The organism is Rouxiella aceris, from assembly GCF_012933545.1.
Taxonomy (GTDB): domain Bacteria; phylum Pseudomonadota; class Gammaproteobacteria; order Enterobacterales; family Enterobacteriaceae; genus Rouxiella; species Rouxiella aceris.
The window spans coordinates 1-16,605 of the sequence record NZ_JAADJU010000010.1; the positions used below are offsets into that span (position 1 = coordinate 1).

12 protein-coding genes are annotated in these 16,605 nt (G+C 52.5%); 5 read left to right on the plus strand and 7 right to left on the minus strand.

Annotated elements, in window-relative coordinates:
- Window positions 1-253: hypothetical protein (locus GW590_RS24220; RefSeq protein WP_211186823.1), on the plus strand; the 253-nt coding region annotated here is incomplete at its 5' end.
- Window positions 254-309: 56 nt separating this feature from the next.
- Window positions 310-1,836 (plus strand): hypothetical protein, encoded by a 1,527-nt coding sequence (locus tag GW590_RS17730; protein ID WP_169404413.1) that lies wholly within the window; start codon window positions 310-312, stop codon window positions 1,834-1,836.
- A 1,392-nt stretch (window positions 1,837-3,228) separates the two neighbouring features.
- On the opposite strand, the gene astE is transcribed toward GW590_RS17730, so the two are convergent.
- The 6 genes from astE to GW590_RS17760 form a co-directional block, all read right to left on the minus strand.
- Entirely contained in the window at window positions 3,229-4,209 is a 981-nt protein-coding gene (gene astE, locus GW590_RS17735) for a succinylglutamate desuccinylase (RefSeq protein WP_169404414.1), read from the minus strand.
- A 21-nt stretch (window positions 4,210-4,230) separates the two neighbouring features.
- Window positions 4,231-5,574: an N-succinylarginine dihydrolase gene (gene astB / locus GW590_RS17740; protein ID WP_169404415.1), complete on the minus strand. Its 1,344-nt coding sequence runs from the start codon at window positions 5,572-5,574 to the stop codon at window positions 4,231-4,233.
- Window positions 5,575-5,600: 26 nt separating this feature from the next.
- Window positions 5,601-7,082, minus strand: a complete 1,482-nt coding sequence (gene astD / locus GW590_RS17745; RefSeq protein ID WP_169404416.1) for a succinylglutamate-semialdehyde dehydrogenase — start codon at window positions 7,080-7,082, stop codon at window positions 5,601-5,603.
- Window positions 7,079-8,155, minus strand: coding sequence for an arginine N-succinyltransferase (gene astA, locus GW590_RS17750; RefSeq protein WP_169404417.1), 1,077 nt, complete (start codon window positions 8,153-8,155; stop codon window positions 7,079-7,081). The genes astD and astA overlap by 4 nt, the downstream gene beginning before the upstream one ends.
- A gap of 5 nt (window positions 8,156-8,160) precedes the next feature.
- A complete protein-coding gene (locus tag GW590_RS17755; protein ID WP_169404418.1) occupies window positions 8,161-9,369 on the minus strand; it encodes an aspartate aminotransferase family protein in 1,209 nt (402 codons plus the stop codon).
- A gap of 690 nt (window positions 9,370-10,059) precedes the next feature.
- A complete protein-coding gene (locus GW590_RS17760; RefSeq protein ID WP_169404419.1) occupies window positions 10,060-11,490 on the minus strand; it encodes an aminotransferase-like domain-containing protein in 1,431 nt (476 codons plus the stop codon).
- A 386-nt stretch (window positions 11,491-11,876) separates the two neighbouring features.
- Here GW590_RS17760 and spy point away from each other — a divergent pair, with 386 nt between their 5' ends.
- The 3 genes from spy (at window position 11,877) to GW590_RS17775 (ending at window position 15,213) form a co-directional block, all read left to right on the plus strand.
- Window positions 11,877-12,374: an ATP-independent periplasmic protein-refolding chaperone Spy gene (gene spy / locus GW590_RS17765; protein WP_169404420.1), complete on the plus strand. Its 498-nt coding sequence runs from the start codon at window positions 11,877-11,879 to the stop codon at window positions 12,372-12,374.
- A 474-nt stretch (window positions 12,375-12,848) separates the two neighbouring features.
- Window positions 12,849-14,915, plus strand: coding sequence for a carbon starvation CstA family protein (locus tag GW590_RS17770; RefSeq protein ID WP_169404421.1), 2,067 nt, complete (start codon window positions 12,849-12,851; stop codon window positions 14,913-14,915).
- Window positions 14,908-15,213 carry a YbdD/YjiX family protein gene (locus GW590_RS17775; RefSeq protein WP_169404422.1) on the plus strand — a complete coding sequence of 102 codons (306 nt, stop codon included), beginning with the start codon at window positions 14,908-14,910 and terminating at the stop codon, window positions 15,211-15,213. The genes GW590_RS17770 and GW590_RS17775 overlap by 8 nt, the downstream gene beginning before the upstream one ends.
- A 121-nt stretch (window positions 15,214-15,334) precedes the next feature.
- Here the strand turns inward: GW590_RS17775 and kdgT are convergent, their stop codons facing one another.
- Window positions 15,335-16,333 carry a 2-keto-3-deoxygluconate transporter gene (gene kdgT, locus GW590_RS17780; protein WP_169404423.1) on the minus strand — a complete coding sequence of 333 codons (999 nt, stop codon included), beginning with the start codon at window positions 16,331-16,333 and terminating at the stop codon, window positions 15,335-15,337.
- Window positions 16,334-16,605: the final 272 nt, after the last annotated feature.

Genomic DNA, 16,605 nt, shown 5'->3' on the forward strand with positions numbered 1-16,605 from the left:
AACCGAGGGCACGACACTGTTCAATTTGGACAAGGCGCAGGATTCCAAAGGAGGCGCGCCTTCGCCTCCTTTGGGCGGTCTGGGCCGCCGCCCAGTGAGCGTAGCGAATGCAGTTGACCTTGACCTTGACCTTGACCTTGACCTTGACCTTGACCCTGACCCTGAAGTTAACCTTAAAATGAAAGTTAAAATAAAAGATTGCCATTTAAACCCAACCAATATTAGACAAAAAGTCACTCCAGTATTGATTTAACCAAGATATTCGCAAACAATAAACAGAACCCGCTTATATGATGAGATTGTCGGCACGTGAAAAATCTGTCAACAACGAAAGTTGTTTCCCTTACTTTGATCACCGTTATTGTTTTAGCTGTCGCCTATTTTTTAACTTCACGATACTTTCCATTTGAACCCGACGTCGCCAACAGTCCATTAGTATGGCGCGGATTTCTAAGTGAAGGTTTTTCGGTATTAACCGACTGGAAACCCACACCTGACAGCTGGTACTTCACAGTCTATCCGATTAACTTTATCTTTTTTATCTTGACCGGGAATGATGGCCAACTGCCGCTGGTACTGTCAACAGCGTTATTTGTCGGCTTATCCGCGCTGATCCTCTCCGGGGTTATCTATAACATCAAACATAGCAACAGCGCGTGGCTCGCGGCAGCGTGCCTGACGCTGCTTCCTGCCTACTCTTATGTACACGGCTTTCTGGCGCATCCCTTTTCTCATTATTCCACCCATTTTTTTGGTGTCCTGGTTTTTGCTTTATGTTTATACAATTTAAAAAAGAACTCCTTTGGTTTAGCTGCTATTGCTACGCTGCTGTCACTGCTCGCGGCGGTCTCGGACCCTTGGTTTAAAGTATGTTACTTCCTGCCACTATTGCTGGTGCAGATCTATTATGCATGGCAAAAAGTAATTGAGAAAAAAATCCCGATACTTTATGGGGTTTTCTTTTTACTGGCGATGAATAATGCTATCCCCCGCTGGATGCATTGGCCGATTCAGCACTTTGAACTACTGCCCATGGATATGTGGCTTGCCAATGCCAAATGGGTATTGCTGCTGGTCGGTCGCAGTATGAATCTATTTTTTATCGATAACAGCCTGACTGCCATTACTTCTTTTATCATCTGGGCAGTACTGATTATTTACGCCTTTTTCATCTGTGTTAAACAACAGCGGGAAACCCGTTTTTTTGCCCTCTTCAGCCTGCTAACCATAGCCGGGATCATCTCGTCATTTATTATCAGCTATGACAGTGCGGATTATTCCAGTGCCCGTTTCTTTGTTAACGCCACCAGCTTTGGCATTGCCCTTTGCGTACTGAGTTTGTCGTTACAGCGCAATCCGATACTGATCGCGGTGTTGTTGCTGTTTTGCGCCTCTTCGCTCTATTCCTATACGCAGGACCAGCCGCCTTTGGCGGATCGTAGGCAGGAAACGCTGTCATATATGGATTTTCTGCAGCAACATAATCTGAGCTTTGGCTATGGCAGCTATTGGATGGTCGCCAATAATGTCAATTGGCTATCCGCAGGTAAAATCCATATCAATTCGATTCTGTTCGATCAGCAGACGCATCGCATCGATTTTGGTTCTATCCGTTCACAGACCATGAAGTCATGGCTGCGCGACCCGTTTATTGCACAATCCCCAGGACGGCAATTTGTGGCCTTTACCACCGCCAGAAACGCCGAGCAGTGTGCTGAACTTCAGCCTTGTCTGGATGCTGTGACAGAGCAATTGGGGAAACCGGATGAGCAATTGCAATATCTGGATACGGTGATTTATGTGTATAACCACAGGATTTATCCGCCGTCCTTATAAGGGGGGCTTAACTGGCAATTTTCTTTTTTTTAAATCAATTGGCTTTAGCAGAATTGTTTCGGTTTTAGCTTAAATGGCAATTTGTGTTTTAAAGTCAATGGGCTATGAGGAGTTGTTTCGGGTTGGGCTTAAATGGCAATTTGTGATTTAAAGTCAATGGGCTATGAGGAGTTGTTTCGGTTTTATAATAGCGGTGGTCACTTAACCCGCTGTGCCGAACCGAGTTAAGGAGCGCTGGCCCGCTCCTTAACAATCCTGGGCCTTTTGGTGTCTTGGATGCGTCTGCTGCCTATTACCGGCTATGTTTCAGTGACTCCGAGCGTGGCACGAGCCGCGCTGCTGCGCAGTCCCCTTGCTCGGTCGGGAGCCAAAAGCGTCTCCCTCCTCTTCGCGCGGCGCCGCCTCTGAATGTGCCAGCAAGCATGTCTTAAATGGCAATTGTTGTCTTAAAGCCAATTGGCTATGAGGAGTTGTTTCGGTTTTATAATAGCGGTGGCCACTTAACCCGCTGTGCCGAACCGAGTTAAGGAGCGCTGGCCCGCTCCTTAACAATCCTTGGCCTTTTGGTGTCTTTGATTCGTCTTCTGCCTATTACCGGCTATGTTCCAGTCACTCCCAGCGTGGCACGAGCCGCGCTGCTACGCAGTCCCCTTGCTCGGTCGGGAGCCAAAAACGTCTCCCTCCGCTTCGCGCGGCGCCGTCTCTGAATGTGCCAGCAAGCATGTCTTAAATGGCAATTGTTGTCTTAAAGCCAATTGGCTATGAGGAGTTGTTTCGGTTTTATCATTGCAGTGGCCACTTAACCCGCTGTGCCGAACCGAGTTAAGGAGCGCTGGCCCGCTCCTTAACAATCCTGGGCCTTTTGGTGTCTTTGATTCGTCTGCTGCCTATTACCGGCTATGTTCCAGCGACTCCCAGCGTGGCACGAGCCGCGCTGCTGCGCAGTCCCCTTGCTCGGTCGGGAGCCAAAAACGTCTCCCTCCGCTTCGCGCGGCGCCGTCTCTGAATGTGCCAGCAAACTATCTACACCGTACCGTTTCAGACAAAGATTTTTCGTCTTTTTATCTTTTTATCTTTCGCCGTTGACCTTTAATGTTGCCGGTTTTGCAGTAAATGTCTCCTGGCCGATTCAAAACCTACGCTGAACGACGTGGAGCGAGACGCTTTTGGCTCGCGACCGAGTGAAGGGACCGCGAAGCGGCGTGGTTTAGGCCACGCGCCGGGGTCACTGGAAAGAACTACAACCGAGGGCACGACACTGTTCAATTTGGACAAGGCGCAGGATTCCAAAGGAGGCGCGCCTTCGCCTCCTTTGGGCGGTCTGGGCCGCCGCCCAGTGAGCGTAGCGAATGCAGTTGACCTTGATCTTGAATTTAAAAGCAAAATTTGCAATTAAAAACAAAACTCTAATAACAACCCCGCCCGCAACCCGATAGCCACATTGGGATTCGGAAACAAGATCACTTCCTCCGCCTGCTCTACCCGGTAAATCTTGCCGTTCTGCTCGGCCAGCACATAACCTTGCGGATAAGGGGTAAAATTTAACGCATCAGCCGGAATATGCAGGATAAAGTCTTGATGCTCACGTATCAGCTCCTGTACCACCCGGTAGTGCTTCAGCGGTGGCCCTTCTCTCGCCGGAGCAGGCAAATCACTGACCAGCGCCTCCAGCGCCTGCCGTATCTGACTAAACTGCTGCAAATCATTGTCGCCAAAAGGACGTGCTTTACCCAGTTCCAACGTGCAACTGTCGGCGGTAAACACCTCGCTGCTAAAATGGGTAAAGGTGCCGCCGGGAGAACGATGATAAACCAGCGCATCAAGCCCCGCTTGCTCCAGCCATTGCAACATCGACCGGGCATGCGGACGAGATTGCCAGGGCAGTAGACCAAAGCGCAAATGCCTGGAGCCGCGAATGGCGGTATGCAGATCGTAATGCAGACGCTGCGTGGCACCGGCGGCAGTGGCAGTGCGGTAGAACTGCGCCAATAGCTGTTCCAACTGCTGCGCCCGCCGGGTTTCATCGCTGTCGCTAAAGCGGGCATGACGACCACCAAACATGCGGTTCATATCGGCATGCACATAACGCTGATTGCTGCGCATCGCTGGCGGGTTACCCAGCACCACCAGCAAACGGACATTCAGCGGACGTGCACCGGCAAGCAGCTCACTAACCAATTGATTGAGCAACTCAATGGGGGCGGTTTCGTTGCCATGGATGCCGGCAGAAATCACCACCGCGCTATCGCAGGGGTGACGCGGGGATAGTTCCAGTACCCCTTCGGCCAACCACTGCCAGTCAATAGTGGCCGTCTGTCCCGAAGGCAGCGGAGGTGGCGTCGCCGCCAGAGTAAGTGTCAAGAGATCAAACATGCACAGGCTCCTTGTTTTCGGCTATTGCTGGAACGGGTAGACAGAACCCAGTTGCAGGATCTGCGTCAACTCATCCAATGCCTGCCGGACTTCGATCAACAGTTGCGGATCGGCTAAATCTTCTTGCTGCATGCGATCACGATAATGTTTGTCGACCCAGAGATTTAAACGTCTAAACAGCTTGTCATCCATTAATGACGCCTGATTCACCGCCGACAATTCCTGTTCATTTAACGCCACGCGCAAACGCAGGCAGGCCGGGCCACCGCCGTTGCGCATACTTTCGCGCAGATCGAAAACCGCTATCTCATCGATCGGTCCCCCGCTGTCGCGCAGCTCCTCCAGATAGTGCCAGACTGCCGCGTGCTGACGTGACTCTTCCGGTACCACAATGGTCATCTTGCCGTCGGTGCGACTTAATAGCTGGCTGTTAAACAGATAGGTTGCAACAGCATCATCGAGAGAGACCCGAGACTGGGGTACTTCTATCGGCTGAAATTCACACTCCAGATCGGCCAGTTTGCGACGAAGATCGTCAAATACTGCCGCCTGATTAACAAAAGCCTGCTGATGATGAAACAACACCGGACCGTTACTGACGGCAATCACATCATTATGAAAAACGCCGCGGTCGATAGCCTCGGGGTTTTGCTGAACAAACAGCGTACGAGTGGCATCAAGTTGATGTAAACGCGCCACCGCCTCACTGGCCAGGCGCGTTTGCCGCGCCGGGTAGCGAACCGGTTCATGCTCACCAGCGGTCAAACCCTCGCGGCCATAGACAAATAGCTGCACGCCGGGGCGATCATAGGCAGCACAAAAACGGTTATGGTTGGCCGCCCCTTCATCCCCCAGGCTGGCAACCTGCGGCAGTGCCGCATGGTGTACAAAGTGTTGCCGATCGGCAAAAGTAGCGCGCAGGATGGCACTGGTGGTCGGGGCTTCAATTGCCCGATGAAATTTGTTATTGAGATTGGCCACGGTGAAATGCACCCGCCCGTCGGCGCTGTCCGCCGAAGGAGAAACCGTGGCGGCATTGGCCACCCACATGGCCGAGGCAGAACTCAGCGTCGACAACAAATGCGGCGAATAGGCATTAGCCTGCGCCAGCACCGCCGCATCGCCACCGTGGAATCCCATTTGCCGCAGTGTGGCCAGATGAGGCCGCTCATGTGGCGGCAATACGCCCTGTTTAAAACCGAGCGCAGCCAACTGGTGCATTTTCAGCAAGCCCTGTTTGGCAGCCAGCCTGGGATTGGCGACAGCGCGCTGATTGCGGGTCGAGGCTTCATTACCAAAAGACAGACCGGCGTAATGATGAGTCAAACCAACCAGGCCATCAAAATTCGCTTCATATCCAGACATGCTATTTTCCTTAACGGTTCACGCCGTTACTTCTGCTGTTCAAAGGCAATTCCCGGCGACAGCACGGCGGGCAATTCCAGACGATCGCTCTCCAGCGAGGCCATCGGCCAGGCACAATAATCCGCCGCATAATAGGCGCTGGGGCGATGGTTGCCGGAAGCACCAATACCCCCAAAGGGAGCATTGCTCGACGCGCCAGTCAGCGGCTTGTTCCAGTTGACGATCCCCGCTCTGGCTTCCAGCAGCAGACGATCAAACTGCGAACGTTGTTCGGAGATAAGCCCGGTTGCCAGACCAAATCGCGTCTGGTTGGCAAGCGCAATGGCCTGGTCAAAATCCTGGTAGCGCAGCACGCTTAACAGCGGACCGAAATGCTCTTCGTCCGGCACCCCCGCTACATCCGTCAAATCGATAATACCTGGGGTCAGTAAGGTGCTGGTCAGATTGGGACGGGTCATTTTCAGCAGTGGCTGTCCGCCTAACGCCAGCAACTGTTGCTGGGCACTGAGCAGGTTGCGCGCGGCAGTATCGGAAATCACGCCACCAATAAATGGTTGAGGCTCATCATCCCAGGCCCCCACCCGCAGCGCAGCGGTGACCTCCACCAGACGTTGCAAAAAGGCATCGCCCGCGGGTCCCTGTTTGACCAGCAAACGTCGGGCGCAGGTGCAACGTTGACCGGCAGAAATAAAGGCAGACTGAATGGTCAGATTGACGGCAGCATCAATATCGGCAACAGGTTCAACAATCAATGCATTATTACCGCCCATTTCCAGGGCAAGAATTTTTTCTGGTTGTCCCGCCAGTTGACGATGCAACTGATAGCCCGTGCCAGCGCTGCCGGTAAACAGCAAGCCGTCAAGCACCGGTGACGCCGCCAGGGCCTCACCGGTGCTGCGACCGCCCTGCACCAGATTAAGCACGCCCGCTGGCAGTCCGGCCTGTTGCCAAAGCTTGAGCGTAGCTTCGGCGGTGGCCGGAGTCAGTTCGCTGGGTTTAAACACCAGAGTATTACCAGCCAGCAGTGCCGGAACAATATGGCCATTGGGCAGATGTCCCGGAAAATTATAAGGACCAAATACCGCCAGAACGCCATGGGGACGATGGCGCAGCACCGCTTCTCCCTCGGGCATCGGCGTATGTTTTTCGCCAGTGCGCTGCTGCTGGGCCTCCAGCGAGATGGCGATTTTGCCGATCATCGCCTGGACTTCGGTCAGCGTCTCCCAGCGCGGCTTGCTGGTTTCCTGACTGATGGTCTGCGCCAGCTGGATTTTGTTCTCGGTCAGCAGCGCGGCAAAACGTTGAATAGTCTCCACCCGCCGGGCATACGGAGTGCGCGCCCAATCAGGAAATGCATCACGCGCCGCCTGACAGGCGGCATCCACGTCTTGCGGGCTGGCGCTAAGCGCCGACCAGAGCAGTTCATGGCTCACCGGATTACATTTTTCCAGCAGCACGCCCTGTCCGCTGCGCCATTGTCCTTGAATAAAAAGTGCTGGATGGGTCATGATTCACTCGCTTGTGATAATTGTCGGGTGGAGGTGTCTGCAGCAGTGGCTGTGTTAAACAGCGGCACGGCGCGCAGAATATCGCCGGCGATAACACCCAGCGCCTCGGCGCTAAGGGGATCGAGGGTCAATTGCGCCATATCTTGCGGGCCAGTAACCAACAGAGCACGGAAGGCGCCGTAGTTTTCATTGCTCACCAGATAATAGGTTTGATCGGTCATTGCTTCGCCACTGGCGATAATGGCAGGCAAAAGTTGGCTCTCTTTCACCGCGCGCAACTGGTTGATTTCACCTTCCAACGTCGGGCCGCCGTCAAAAATATCGACATAGCCCTGATAACTTAGTCCTTCACTTTCCAGCAAGGCGCGGGCTGGCGCGGTCTGTGGGTGTACCTGACCAATCACCTCACGGGCCTCGGTGCTAAGCAGATCGGTATACAGTGGATGCTTGGGCATCAGCTCGGCGATAAAGGATTTCTGCCCCATACCGGTAAGACGATCGGCTTCGGCAAACTCCATACCAAAAAAATGATGACCCAGGCTGTTCCAGAACGGCGAATGGCCGCTGTCGTCGGAGACCCCGCGCATTTCGGCAATCACCTTATGAGCAAATTTGTCACGAAACGCTGCCATAAACAGAAAACGGGCTTTGGATAATAGCTGTCCATTTTTACCGTGGCGATAAGTCGGATCGAGAAACAGCGTACAGAGTTCGCTATAGCCAGTGTGGTCGTTGCTTAAAAACAGCGTCGGGACCGGCTTATAGATATTCAGGCTTTTTGAGGCATGCACCAGGGTCCCCAGGCGGAAGTTATACCAGGGTTCGCTGAGTCCGACGCCAACCTCAAGGGCGCTAACGCCGACCACTTGCTGTGCGAGAAGATCTTCCAACACAAACAGGTAGCCTTGCTCGGATTTATCACGCAACCCCTGCCAGGTATCGATAGAACGCTGGATGCGCTCGCGCAGATGGACTTCATCTTTTGGCAACGAGGTTAAACCGATACCCGTTTTGCCTGACAACTGCAGTATATCGGCGAGATCGCCGAGCCGCACAGGACGTATCAACATCATGATTATTACCTCACCAGCCGTTGAACGGCTCGCTCCAGGCGATTGAGACCTTCCTCAACATCCGTCTCCGGGATAATCAGCGACGGGGCAAAACGCAGTACATCCGGTCCGGCAATCAGAGCAATCAACCCCTCTTGCGCCGCCAGTTGGTTCAGTTGTTTGGCCTGACCGGCAAAACGTGCAGCCATCACCGCGCCTAGCAGCAACCCCTTACCACGGATCTCGGAAAATACCTGATACTGATCGTTGATCTTATTAAGACGGTCGATAAACCATTGGTGGCGCAGTGTGACCCCCTGCAATACCTGCGGGGTGTTAATCAGGTCCAACACTTTGCCCGCTACCGCCGTTGCCAGCGGATTACCACCGTAAGTAGTGCCATGGGTACCCGGTTGGAAATGGCTGGCCAGACGGTCGATAGTGAGCATGGCACCGATCGGGAAACCGCCGCCGAGGGCTTTGGCGGTGGTAAGAATATCCGGCACCACGCCGTAAGCCTGATAGGCATACAACTCGCCGGTGCGGCCGACGCCAGTCTGCACTTCATCAAAAATCAGTACGGCATCATGCTGGTCACAAAGCTCGCGCAGACCTTGCAGAAAGGCAGGATCCGCCGGTACCACGCCCCCCTCTCCCTGGATGGGTTCCACGATCACCGCACAGGTGCGCGCGGAAATATGCTGCGCAACGGCGGCTAAATCATTGAATGGCAGATGGGTGATCGCCTGGGGTAGCGGGGCAAAATCCTGCGAATATTTAGGTTGCCCGCCAGCGCTGACGGTAAACAGCGTGCGGCCGTGGAAGGCATTATTGAAGGCGATAATTTCGTTTTTCTGATCGGGCTGCTTACTGTGACCAACCAGGCGGGCCAGCTTGAGGGCGGCTTCGTTGGCCTCGGCCCCCGAGTTACAGAAAAACGCCTTATCGGCAAAGGTGGCATCAATCAGTTTTTTTGCCAGATGCAGTACAGGTTCATTGGTATAACCATTACCCAGATGCCAGACTTTATTCGCCTGCTCAATCAGCGCCTGTAAAATCTGTGGATGACGATGTCCAAGTGCATTAACGGCAATCCCTCCGGCAAAGTCGACGTAATCTTTGCCTGCCTGATCCCATAACCACGAACCGGCACCATGTACCGGAATAAAATCGGCGGGGGCGTATACCGGTACCATCCAGTCATTAAATTGTTGGCGGGTTACAAGCTGTTCCATATCAACCTCATCATTATTTTCATTGACGTCAAGTCAGCTATTTGACCGACATTTGACTTTTAATTTGCTGAATTAGGGGTGCAGGCTCCCTTCCCCTCTGCGCAGAGGGAAGAAATACATTTTTTTGATTAATGCCGTTATGCCAAAAATTTACTTGCACAAATAACGGGCAGAAAAAACAGGTAAAATAGCCACTCACCAGATTACCAGCCACGTTACTCAAAAAGCAGCAAACGGCCTACTTGCTATAGTGATAATAGATTGCAGACATCGTGCCAGCAAAGCGGGAAAATGAATAGAAACGGTGCATGAACGAAAAAACAATAAGTTAAAACTCGTTACTATTCACTTTGATTGCATAAAAACTGAATATTTATGAAAAACTCCTTTGCCATCATTATTCTGAAAGCATGGCTATGCAGCGTAAATATTTTTAATTTTTCTCCTGTAACTGTGATCTCTCGCCAATAGTCAGCAGGTGACAAATAAGTAACGCACCCTTTAAGGGCGCAATAGCACCAAATAAGTGCATGGAATTAAATCTTTTCCTCTGAAACCTTATTTGAAATTGGGTTATTTTGAGAAAATATATGACCACAACCGTTGCTTTTTATTTTCCTAAACAGCCGAGTCGACAAAGGCAATAAAAGCGGATCGCGGGGATGGATGTCCTGGAGCTGGCACAGCAACTTATTGGCGGCTGTTGGCAGTTTTTTCTGCCATCACCAGCTCGGCCAGTGTCTTCAGCGCCTTTTCTGCCCGCGCATCCCAGACATAAGACGTGTTCAGGCGCAGACAGTGCAGATAACGCTCTTCCACCGCGAACATGGTGCCGGGTGCCACGCTAATGCCCTGAGCTAACGCCTGTTGATAGATTTTGGCCGCAGAGACGCCTTCGCCGAGATCTAGCCATAGAAAATAGCCACCCTCTGGCTGGCTGACCGTGGTTCCCGCCGGGAAGGTGTTAATAATCGCATTGCGCATCACAATTTGCCGCAGCTCAAGCTGGCGACGCAGGCGGCGCAAATGCTGATCGTAGCCGCCCTGATGCAGGAAGTCGGCGAGCGCCAGCTGCATAGGCACGCTGGCCGACAGGGTACTCATTAACTGCAAACGCTGTATGCGTTCGGCATACTTTCCCGCAGCGACCCACCCCACGCGAAAACCGGGTGCCAGGCACTTGGAAAAAGACGAGCAGTGCAGGATCTGTTGCCGGTATAAGGACATTTTTAGCGGCAGCGGTCTTTCGCCATTGAAATAGAGCTCGGCGTAAACGTCGTCTTCAATCAGCACCACCTGGTGCGCCTGTAGAATAGAGACCAGACGCTGTTTCTTTTGCACACTCATCGTGCAACCCAGCGGATTTTGAAAGTTGGACATCAGCCAGCAGGCTTTAATGGGATAGGTGTGCAACGCCTGTTCCAGGGCATCCAAATCCATGCCCTGTTGGCTATCCATCGGGATGGCTACGGCTTTAAGCTTGCGTCGTTCAATGGCCTGCAATACACCATAAAACGCCGGTGACTCTATGGCGACCCAGTCTCCGGGCTGGGTAACAACCTGCAGACTCAGCCCCAGCGACTCCATCGCTCCGGAAGTAATCACAATCTCATCCGGCGTTACCTCAATGCCCTGCTGGGCATAACGCTGGGCAATATTGCGGCGCAGTTCTTCATTCCCCGGAGGTAAATTGGCAATGGCGCTATGCGGTGACATGCGGCGAACTGCGCTGGCCAGAGAACGTGCCAGTCGCGGCTGCGGAAATAGTGTTGGGTCGGGAAACGCCGAGCCAAAAGGCACGATATGCGGATCCTGTCCGGCTTTCAGGATATCGAAAATGGCGTCATTAACGTCAATCTGTTCCGCCGCGTGCAGCGTATGCAGGGCATTGGGGGCAGCCACCGGCTGGCGCGGCGCAACATAGTAACCCGACTGGGGACGGGCAAAGAGGATGCCCTGACTTTCCAGAAGTTGATAGGCTTGCAGCACGGTCATCAGACTCAGTCCCGACTGTTTACAACTCTCGCGCAGCGAAGGCAGTTTATCCCCCGGTAGCCACACCTGGGCATCGATTTGACGACGCAGGGTCTGCGCCAGCTGTTGATAACGCGTTACGGTCATAAGTTTGTCGCTTACTGTTATAGTCAGGATCCGCCAAATGACAAGATTACACGTTTTCACGCGGCTTAACGACTCGGCAACATAACCACCACGGTGACAGTGAAGATTTCCTCCCTGGCAGAGGGTGAAGGTTCTTGTCTACAGCCTGCGGCCAAAAAATCCGGCTTATTTTTCAGCAACCTTGCCGCCCCCCCTTACACTTTCCGAACATTTTCTCCATCATTGCGCAAAATATGACATTTCTGCTTTCACACTTTTACACTAACTCGCACTACTATTCATTCCGTGCGTTAGACTGTATTTCGTCAAGTCAGACAGGCTAATCCCCTGCTGAACAAGCAGCCTAGAGAGAATCTGGCTATAACAGAACAATGAGGATTTACATTATGCGCAAAGTTACCGCAATGGTTTTGGCATCCACTCTGGCTCTGAGCTCGGCTTCTTTTGCCTTTGCCGCCGAAACCACACCTGCGACTGATGCACCGATGCAGTCTCATGGCAAGATGATGGACCATAAAGGCCCTCACCATGGCAACCCGTTTGCCGAACTAAATCTCACTGAGCAACAACGCACCCAAATGAAAGCGTTGATGAAAGATTCCGGACCTCGTTTCGATCGTGGCGAAATGAAAAAACAGATGGATACGCTGCATGGCCTGGTCGCCAACGACAGTTTCGATGAAGCTAAGGTGAAGAGCCAAATCGACCAAATTACCCAGGCACAATCAGCCCGTATGCTGGAACGCGCCAAAGTCGAGAACAAAATGTATAACCTGCTGACCCCAGAGCAGAAGAAACAATTTAACGAAAACTATCAGAAACGTGCAGAAAAAATGGCCGAACCTCGCCATCATAAAGCAGACGAAGCGAAGCCTGCTGCCTGAACCCACGTGAAATAACATGACCAACCGGCCACTCTGGCCGGTTTGAGCTTGATGACAAAGTCGTCTTGATGATCGAGATACTCGGGCATAGCACACCTAGGGGCGCTCCGGCGGGCAAGCCCGCTACGACCCCAACGGTGCACTCTCCCTAATAACGGACTTTGTCAGCAGTCTGAAACCGGCCACTCTGGCCGGTTTTTTTTTGTCCCCCGCTCGACCGCTATCTCCCTTATTACCTCTGTTAGCCCCCACCTTTATGCAAAGCCATTATCTGGATACCTGCGGGATCCTGTCTGGATCACATTTCTGCTTTTCCGTTGCAGCATATCGCGGTGAAACCGGCGTTTTTGAGCTGTAATCTTCAATGTCGGCAATAAGTTACCTCTGAAAGAAAATGATGATCTCTGTTTCTAAACCTACTTAAATCTAAACCGTAGTGGCCGAAAAGGTCACACATTGAAGGAGCTGTTAATCATGACAAACGTCAAGTCCGGAATTATCTGGCTGCTAGTGGCGTTAGTGGGGGCCTTGGCATTTGGTATGCTGGCACTTAGCCGCGGCGAACATGTAAACGCAGTGTGGTTGGTGATAGCAGCGATCGCCTGCTACAGCATCGCTTATCGTTTTTATAGTCTGTTTATTGCGGAAAAAGTCTTTGGTCTCGACGACCGCCGCACCACCCCTGCTTTGCGTAAAAATGATGGTCTGGACTATGTGCCAACCAATAAATGGGTGCTGTTTGGTCACCATTTTGCAGCTATTGCCGGTGCCGGCCCACTGGTAGGGCCAATACTCGCTGCACAGATGGGCTTTTTACCGGGCACCATCTGGATCCTGGTGGGCGTTATGCTCGCCGGTGCGGTGCAGGATTTTCTGATCCTGTTTATCTCAACCCGCCGCGATGGTCGTTCGCTGGGTGAGATGGCCAAGCAGGAACTGGGTAATTTTGCCGGTGTAGTCACCATGCTCGGAGCTCTGGGGGTGATGATTATTATCCTTTCGGCGCTGGCGCTGGTGGTGGTTAAAGCACTGGCCGACAGCCCATGGGGATTATTTACCATCGCCACCACCATCCCCATTGCGCTGTTTATGGGGATTTACATGCGCTTCTTGCGTCCTGGGAAAATTGCCGAAGTCTCGCTGATCGGTTTTGTGCTGATGATGCTGGCAATTATTTATGGTGGCAATATTGCTGCCGACCCCTATTGGGGGCCGTTTTTTACCTTACATGGCACCACGTTGACCTGGGTATTGGTAATTTACGGCTTTGTCGCTTCGGTATTACCGGTGTGGTTACTGCTGGCACCGCGCGACTATCTGTCGACCTTTTTGAAAATCGGCGTCATTTTGGGTCTGGCGGTGGGGATTGTTTTCGCCATGCCGGAAATGAAAATGCCGGCGGTTACACGTTTTATTGATGGTAGCGGTCCGGTTTTCTCCGGTAGCCTGTTTCCGTTCCTGTTTATTACCATCGCCTGCGGCTCGATTTCGGGCTTCCATGCGCTGGTCGCCAGCGGTACGACCCCAAAACTGATCGAAAAAGAGAGCCATATCCGCTTTATCGGTTACGGTGCCATGCTGATGGAATCTTTTGTCGCCATTATGGCGTTGATTTGTGCTTCGGTAATTGACCCTGGCGTCTATTTTGCCATGAACTCACCGGCGGCACTGATTGGTAGCACAGTAGAAAGCGCGTCGCTGGCGATCAACAGCTGGGGATTTGTGGTTACCCCCGATACGCTGCTGATGATTGCCAAAGATGTTGGCGAACATTCCATCTTATCCCGCGCCGGGGGAGCACCGACCTTTGCGGTTGGTATGGCGCATATTATCAGCGACGTCTTTAACAGCCGGGCGCTGATGGCTTTTTGGTATCACTTTGCCATTTTATTTGAAGCAATGTTTATTCTGACGGCGGTAGATGCCGGTACCCGTGCCTGTCGTTTTATGGTGCAGGATCTGGTGGGGGTAGTTATCCCGTCACTGGCCAGTAACCGTTCGTGGATCGGTACCTTTGCCGGTACGGGTGTCGCCGTTGCCGGTTGGGGCTTCTTTGTTTATCAGGGAGTCGTCGATCCCCTTGGCGGTATCAATACCCTGTGGCCGCTGTTCGGTATCGGTAACCAGATGCTGGCTTCGATGGCGCTGATCCTCGGCACTGTGGTGCTGTTTAAAATGAAGAAACAGCGCTATGCCTGGGTGACTATGTTGCCGACTGCCTGGCTGTTTATCACCTCAATGACTGCTGGCTGGCAAAAGATTTTCCATGAGAAACCCTCTATTGGTTTTCTGGCCCAGGCGAAAAAATTCTCAGCGGGGATCGACAGCGGTGAAATCATTAAACCAGCGAAAACGCTGGCTGATATGCACACTATTGTCATCAACAATCAGATCAATGCGGCACTCTGTGGCTTCTTTATGTTGGTGGCCGTAACCATGCTGGTTTCAGCCTGTTTTGTGATCCGCCGGGCGTTAAAATCGCCGAAGCCTACGATGCATGAAACCAGTCCTCTGGCATCTCGGGAGGCCCGTCATGTCTGAATACGGTTTGCCCTATCGTGGGGTAACACCCGCAACATTCACTATTCTGCGCTGCCATCCGCTGTTTAGCGTAACCCAGCGACCTGTGGGTCTGCGTCAGTGGCTAATCTATATTGCCAAAGGCATCGCTCAGAGTTGTCGTTTGATGGTCGGCGTTCAGGATTACCCGACTTATGTGCGTCATATGCAGTTGCATCATCCGCAGCAACCACCAATGACCGAGAAAGAGTTTCACCGCTACTGCCTCAATGCCCGCTTTCCCAGCGAAGCGGGCAAACTGGGGAAATGTCCCTGCTAACCCCTCCTCCCTTGCCCCACCGCCTGTTGGTGGCGGGGCAACACCCCTGCACATCCTGATGCATCAGATATAAAAAAGGGTAAATCCGCTGACGAATTTACCCGCTTAACCGGCAGCAACGTTATTTGATGCGTGCCATTTGGTCCTCAATATTCACTTTGCCACGAATTGCGCGGTTCTTGATCCGACGCGACCACATGGCGGTCAGGATCGGTACCAATATTGAAGTGACAATCACCGAGGTGGCCACCAGGGCCGTGGCAGCAGGTGCTACCGCTTTAAACTCTGGCACCATTTCGGCAATCAGCACTGGCGTTGCCACCGCAGCACCGGCTGAGCTTGAGGCTGCCAACCCGGCAGTACCGTCGCCGCCGCCAATAAACTTATCGGCCAAAATCAGCGGGATACCGGTAACAATAATCACCGCTACCCCCAGCAGCACGCCCAGGGCACCGGTTTGTGCAATCACGCTCAGGTTAATGGTATTGCCCAGGGCAAAAGCAAAAAATGGGATCAGCGTCTGCACCGCTTTGCCAAAGAACTCACGCAGTTCGGGGTCGAGATTACCCAACGCAAAACCCACCAGGAATGGCAGCACCGCACCGACAAAGACATGAGGTTCGAAAGAGGCAATACCGGCGGTGCCCAAGATGATCATGGTCATTAGCGGACCCGATTCCAGAGACATCAGCACAAAGGCCCCTGCCTCTTCTTTGGTGCCATATTGTTGCATGATCGAGGCATACAAACCGCCGTTGGTCATATCCATCGAGGCCACCAGCGCCAGCGTCGAGACTCCGGCAAAGAAACCGATTTCTACACCATGTTGCGGGATAAACCGTGATGCCAACGCGGCCACGACCCAGGCAACGGCGATTTTGGTGATCACCAGCGTTCCTGACTTACGTAAAACGGTGCCGGTAGCGCTTAACTTAATGGACGCCCCCATACAGAAAAACCACACCGCAAGAATCGGCACGGTGCCGGAAATCAGGCCGTTACTAAAGGAGCCAAAATATTTGCCGGCATCCGGCGCAAAGGTGTGACAGATCGCACCAATAAAAAGCGGTACCAGCATCATCCCACCGGGGATTTTTTCAATTGCGCGTTTAATTTGCATGTTGTACCCACCTGGTCTGTAGAGCATCAATAGAGGTTTACTCGCCGATTTCACGGCCGAAAAGCGACAATCTCATCGCTGATGAACGCTAAGTTAACCATTTCTTTACAGGATAAAAGTGATCAACCACATATAAATGAAACGCTGTTTCTATTTTTAAGATCTACTGTTTCTATTCTGTGATGAGGACAAAAAAAACCCGCATGCCAGGCGATGCGGGTGAGTTCACGGCGCAACAATGGCGCCTATCGAGGGTATTTCTTTATTAAGAA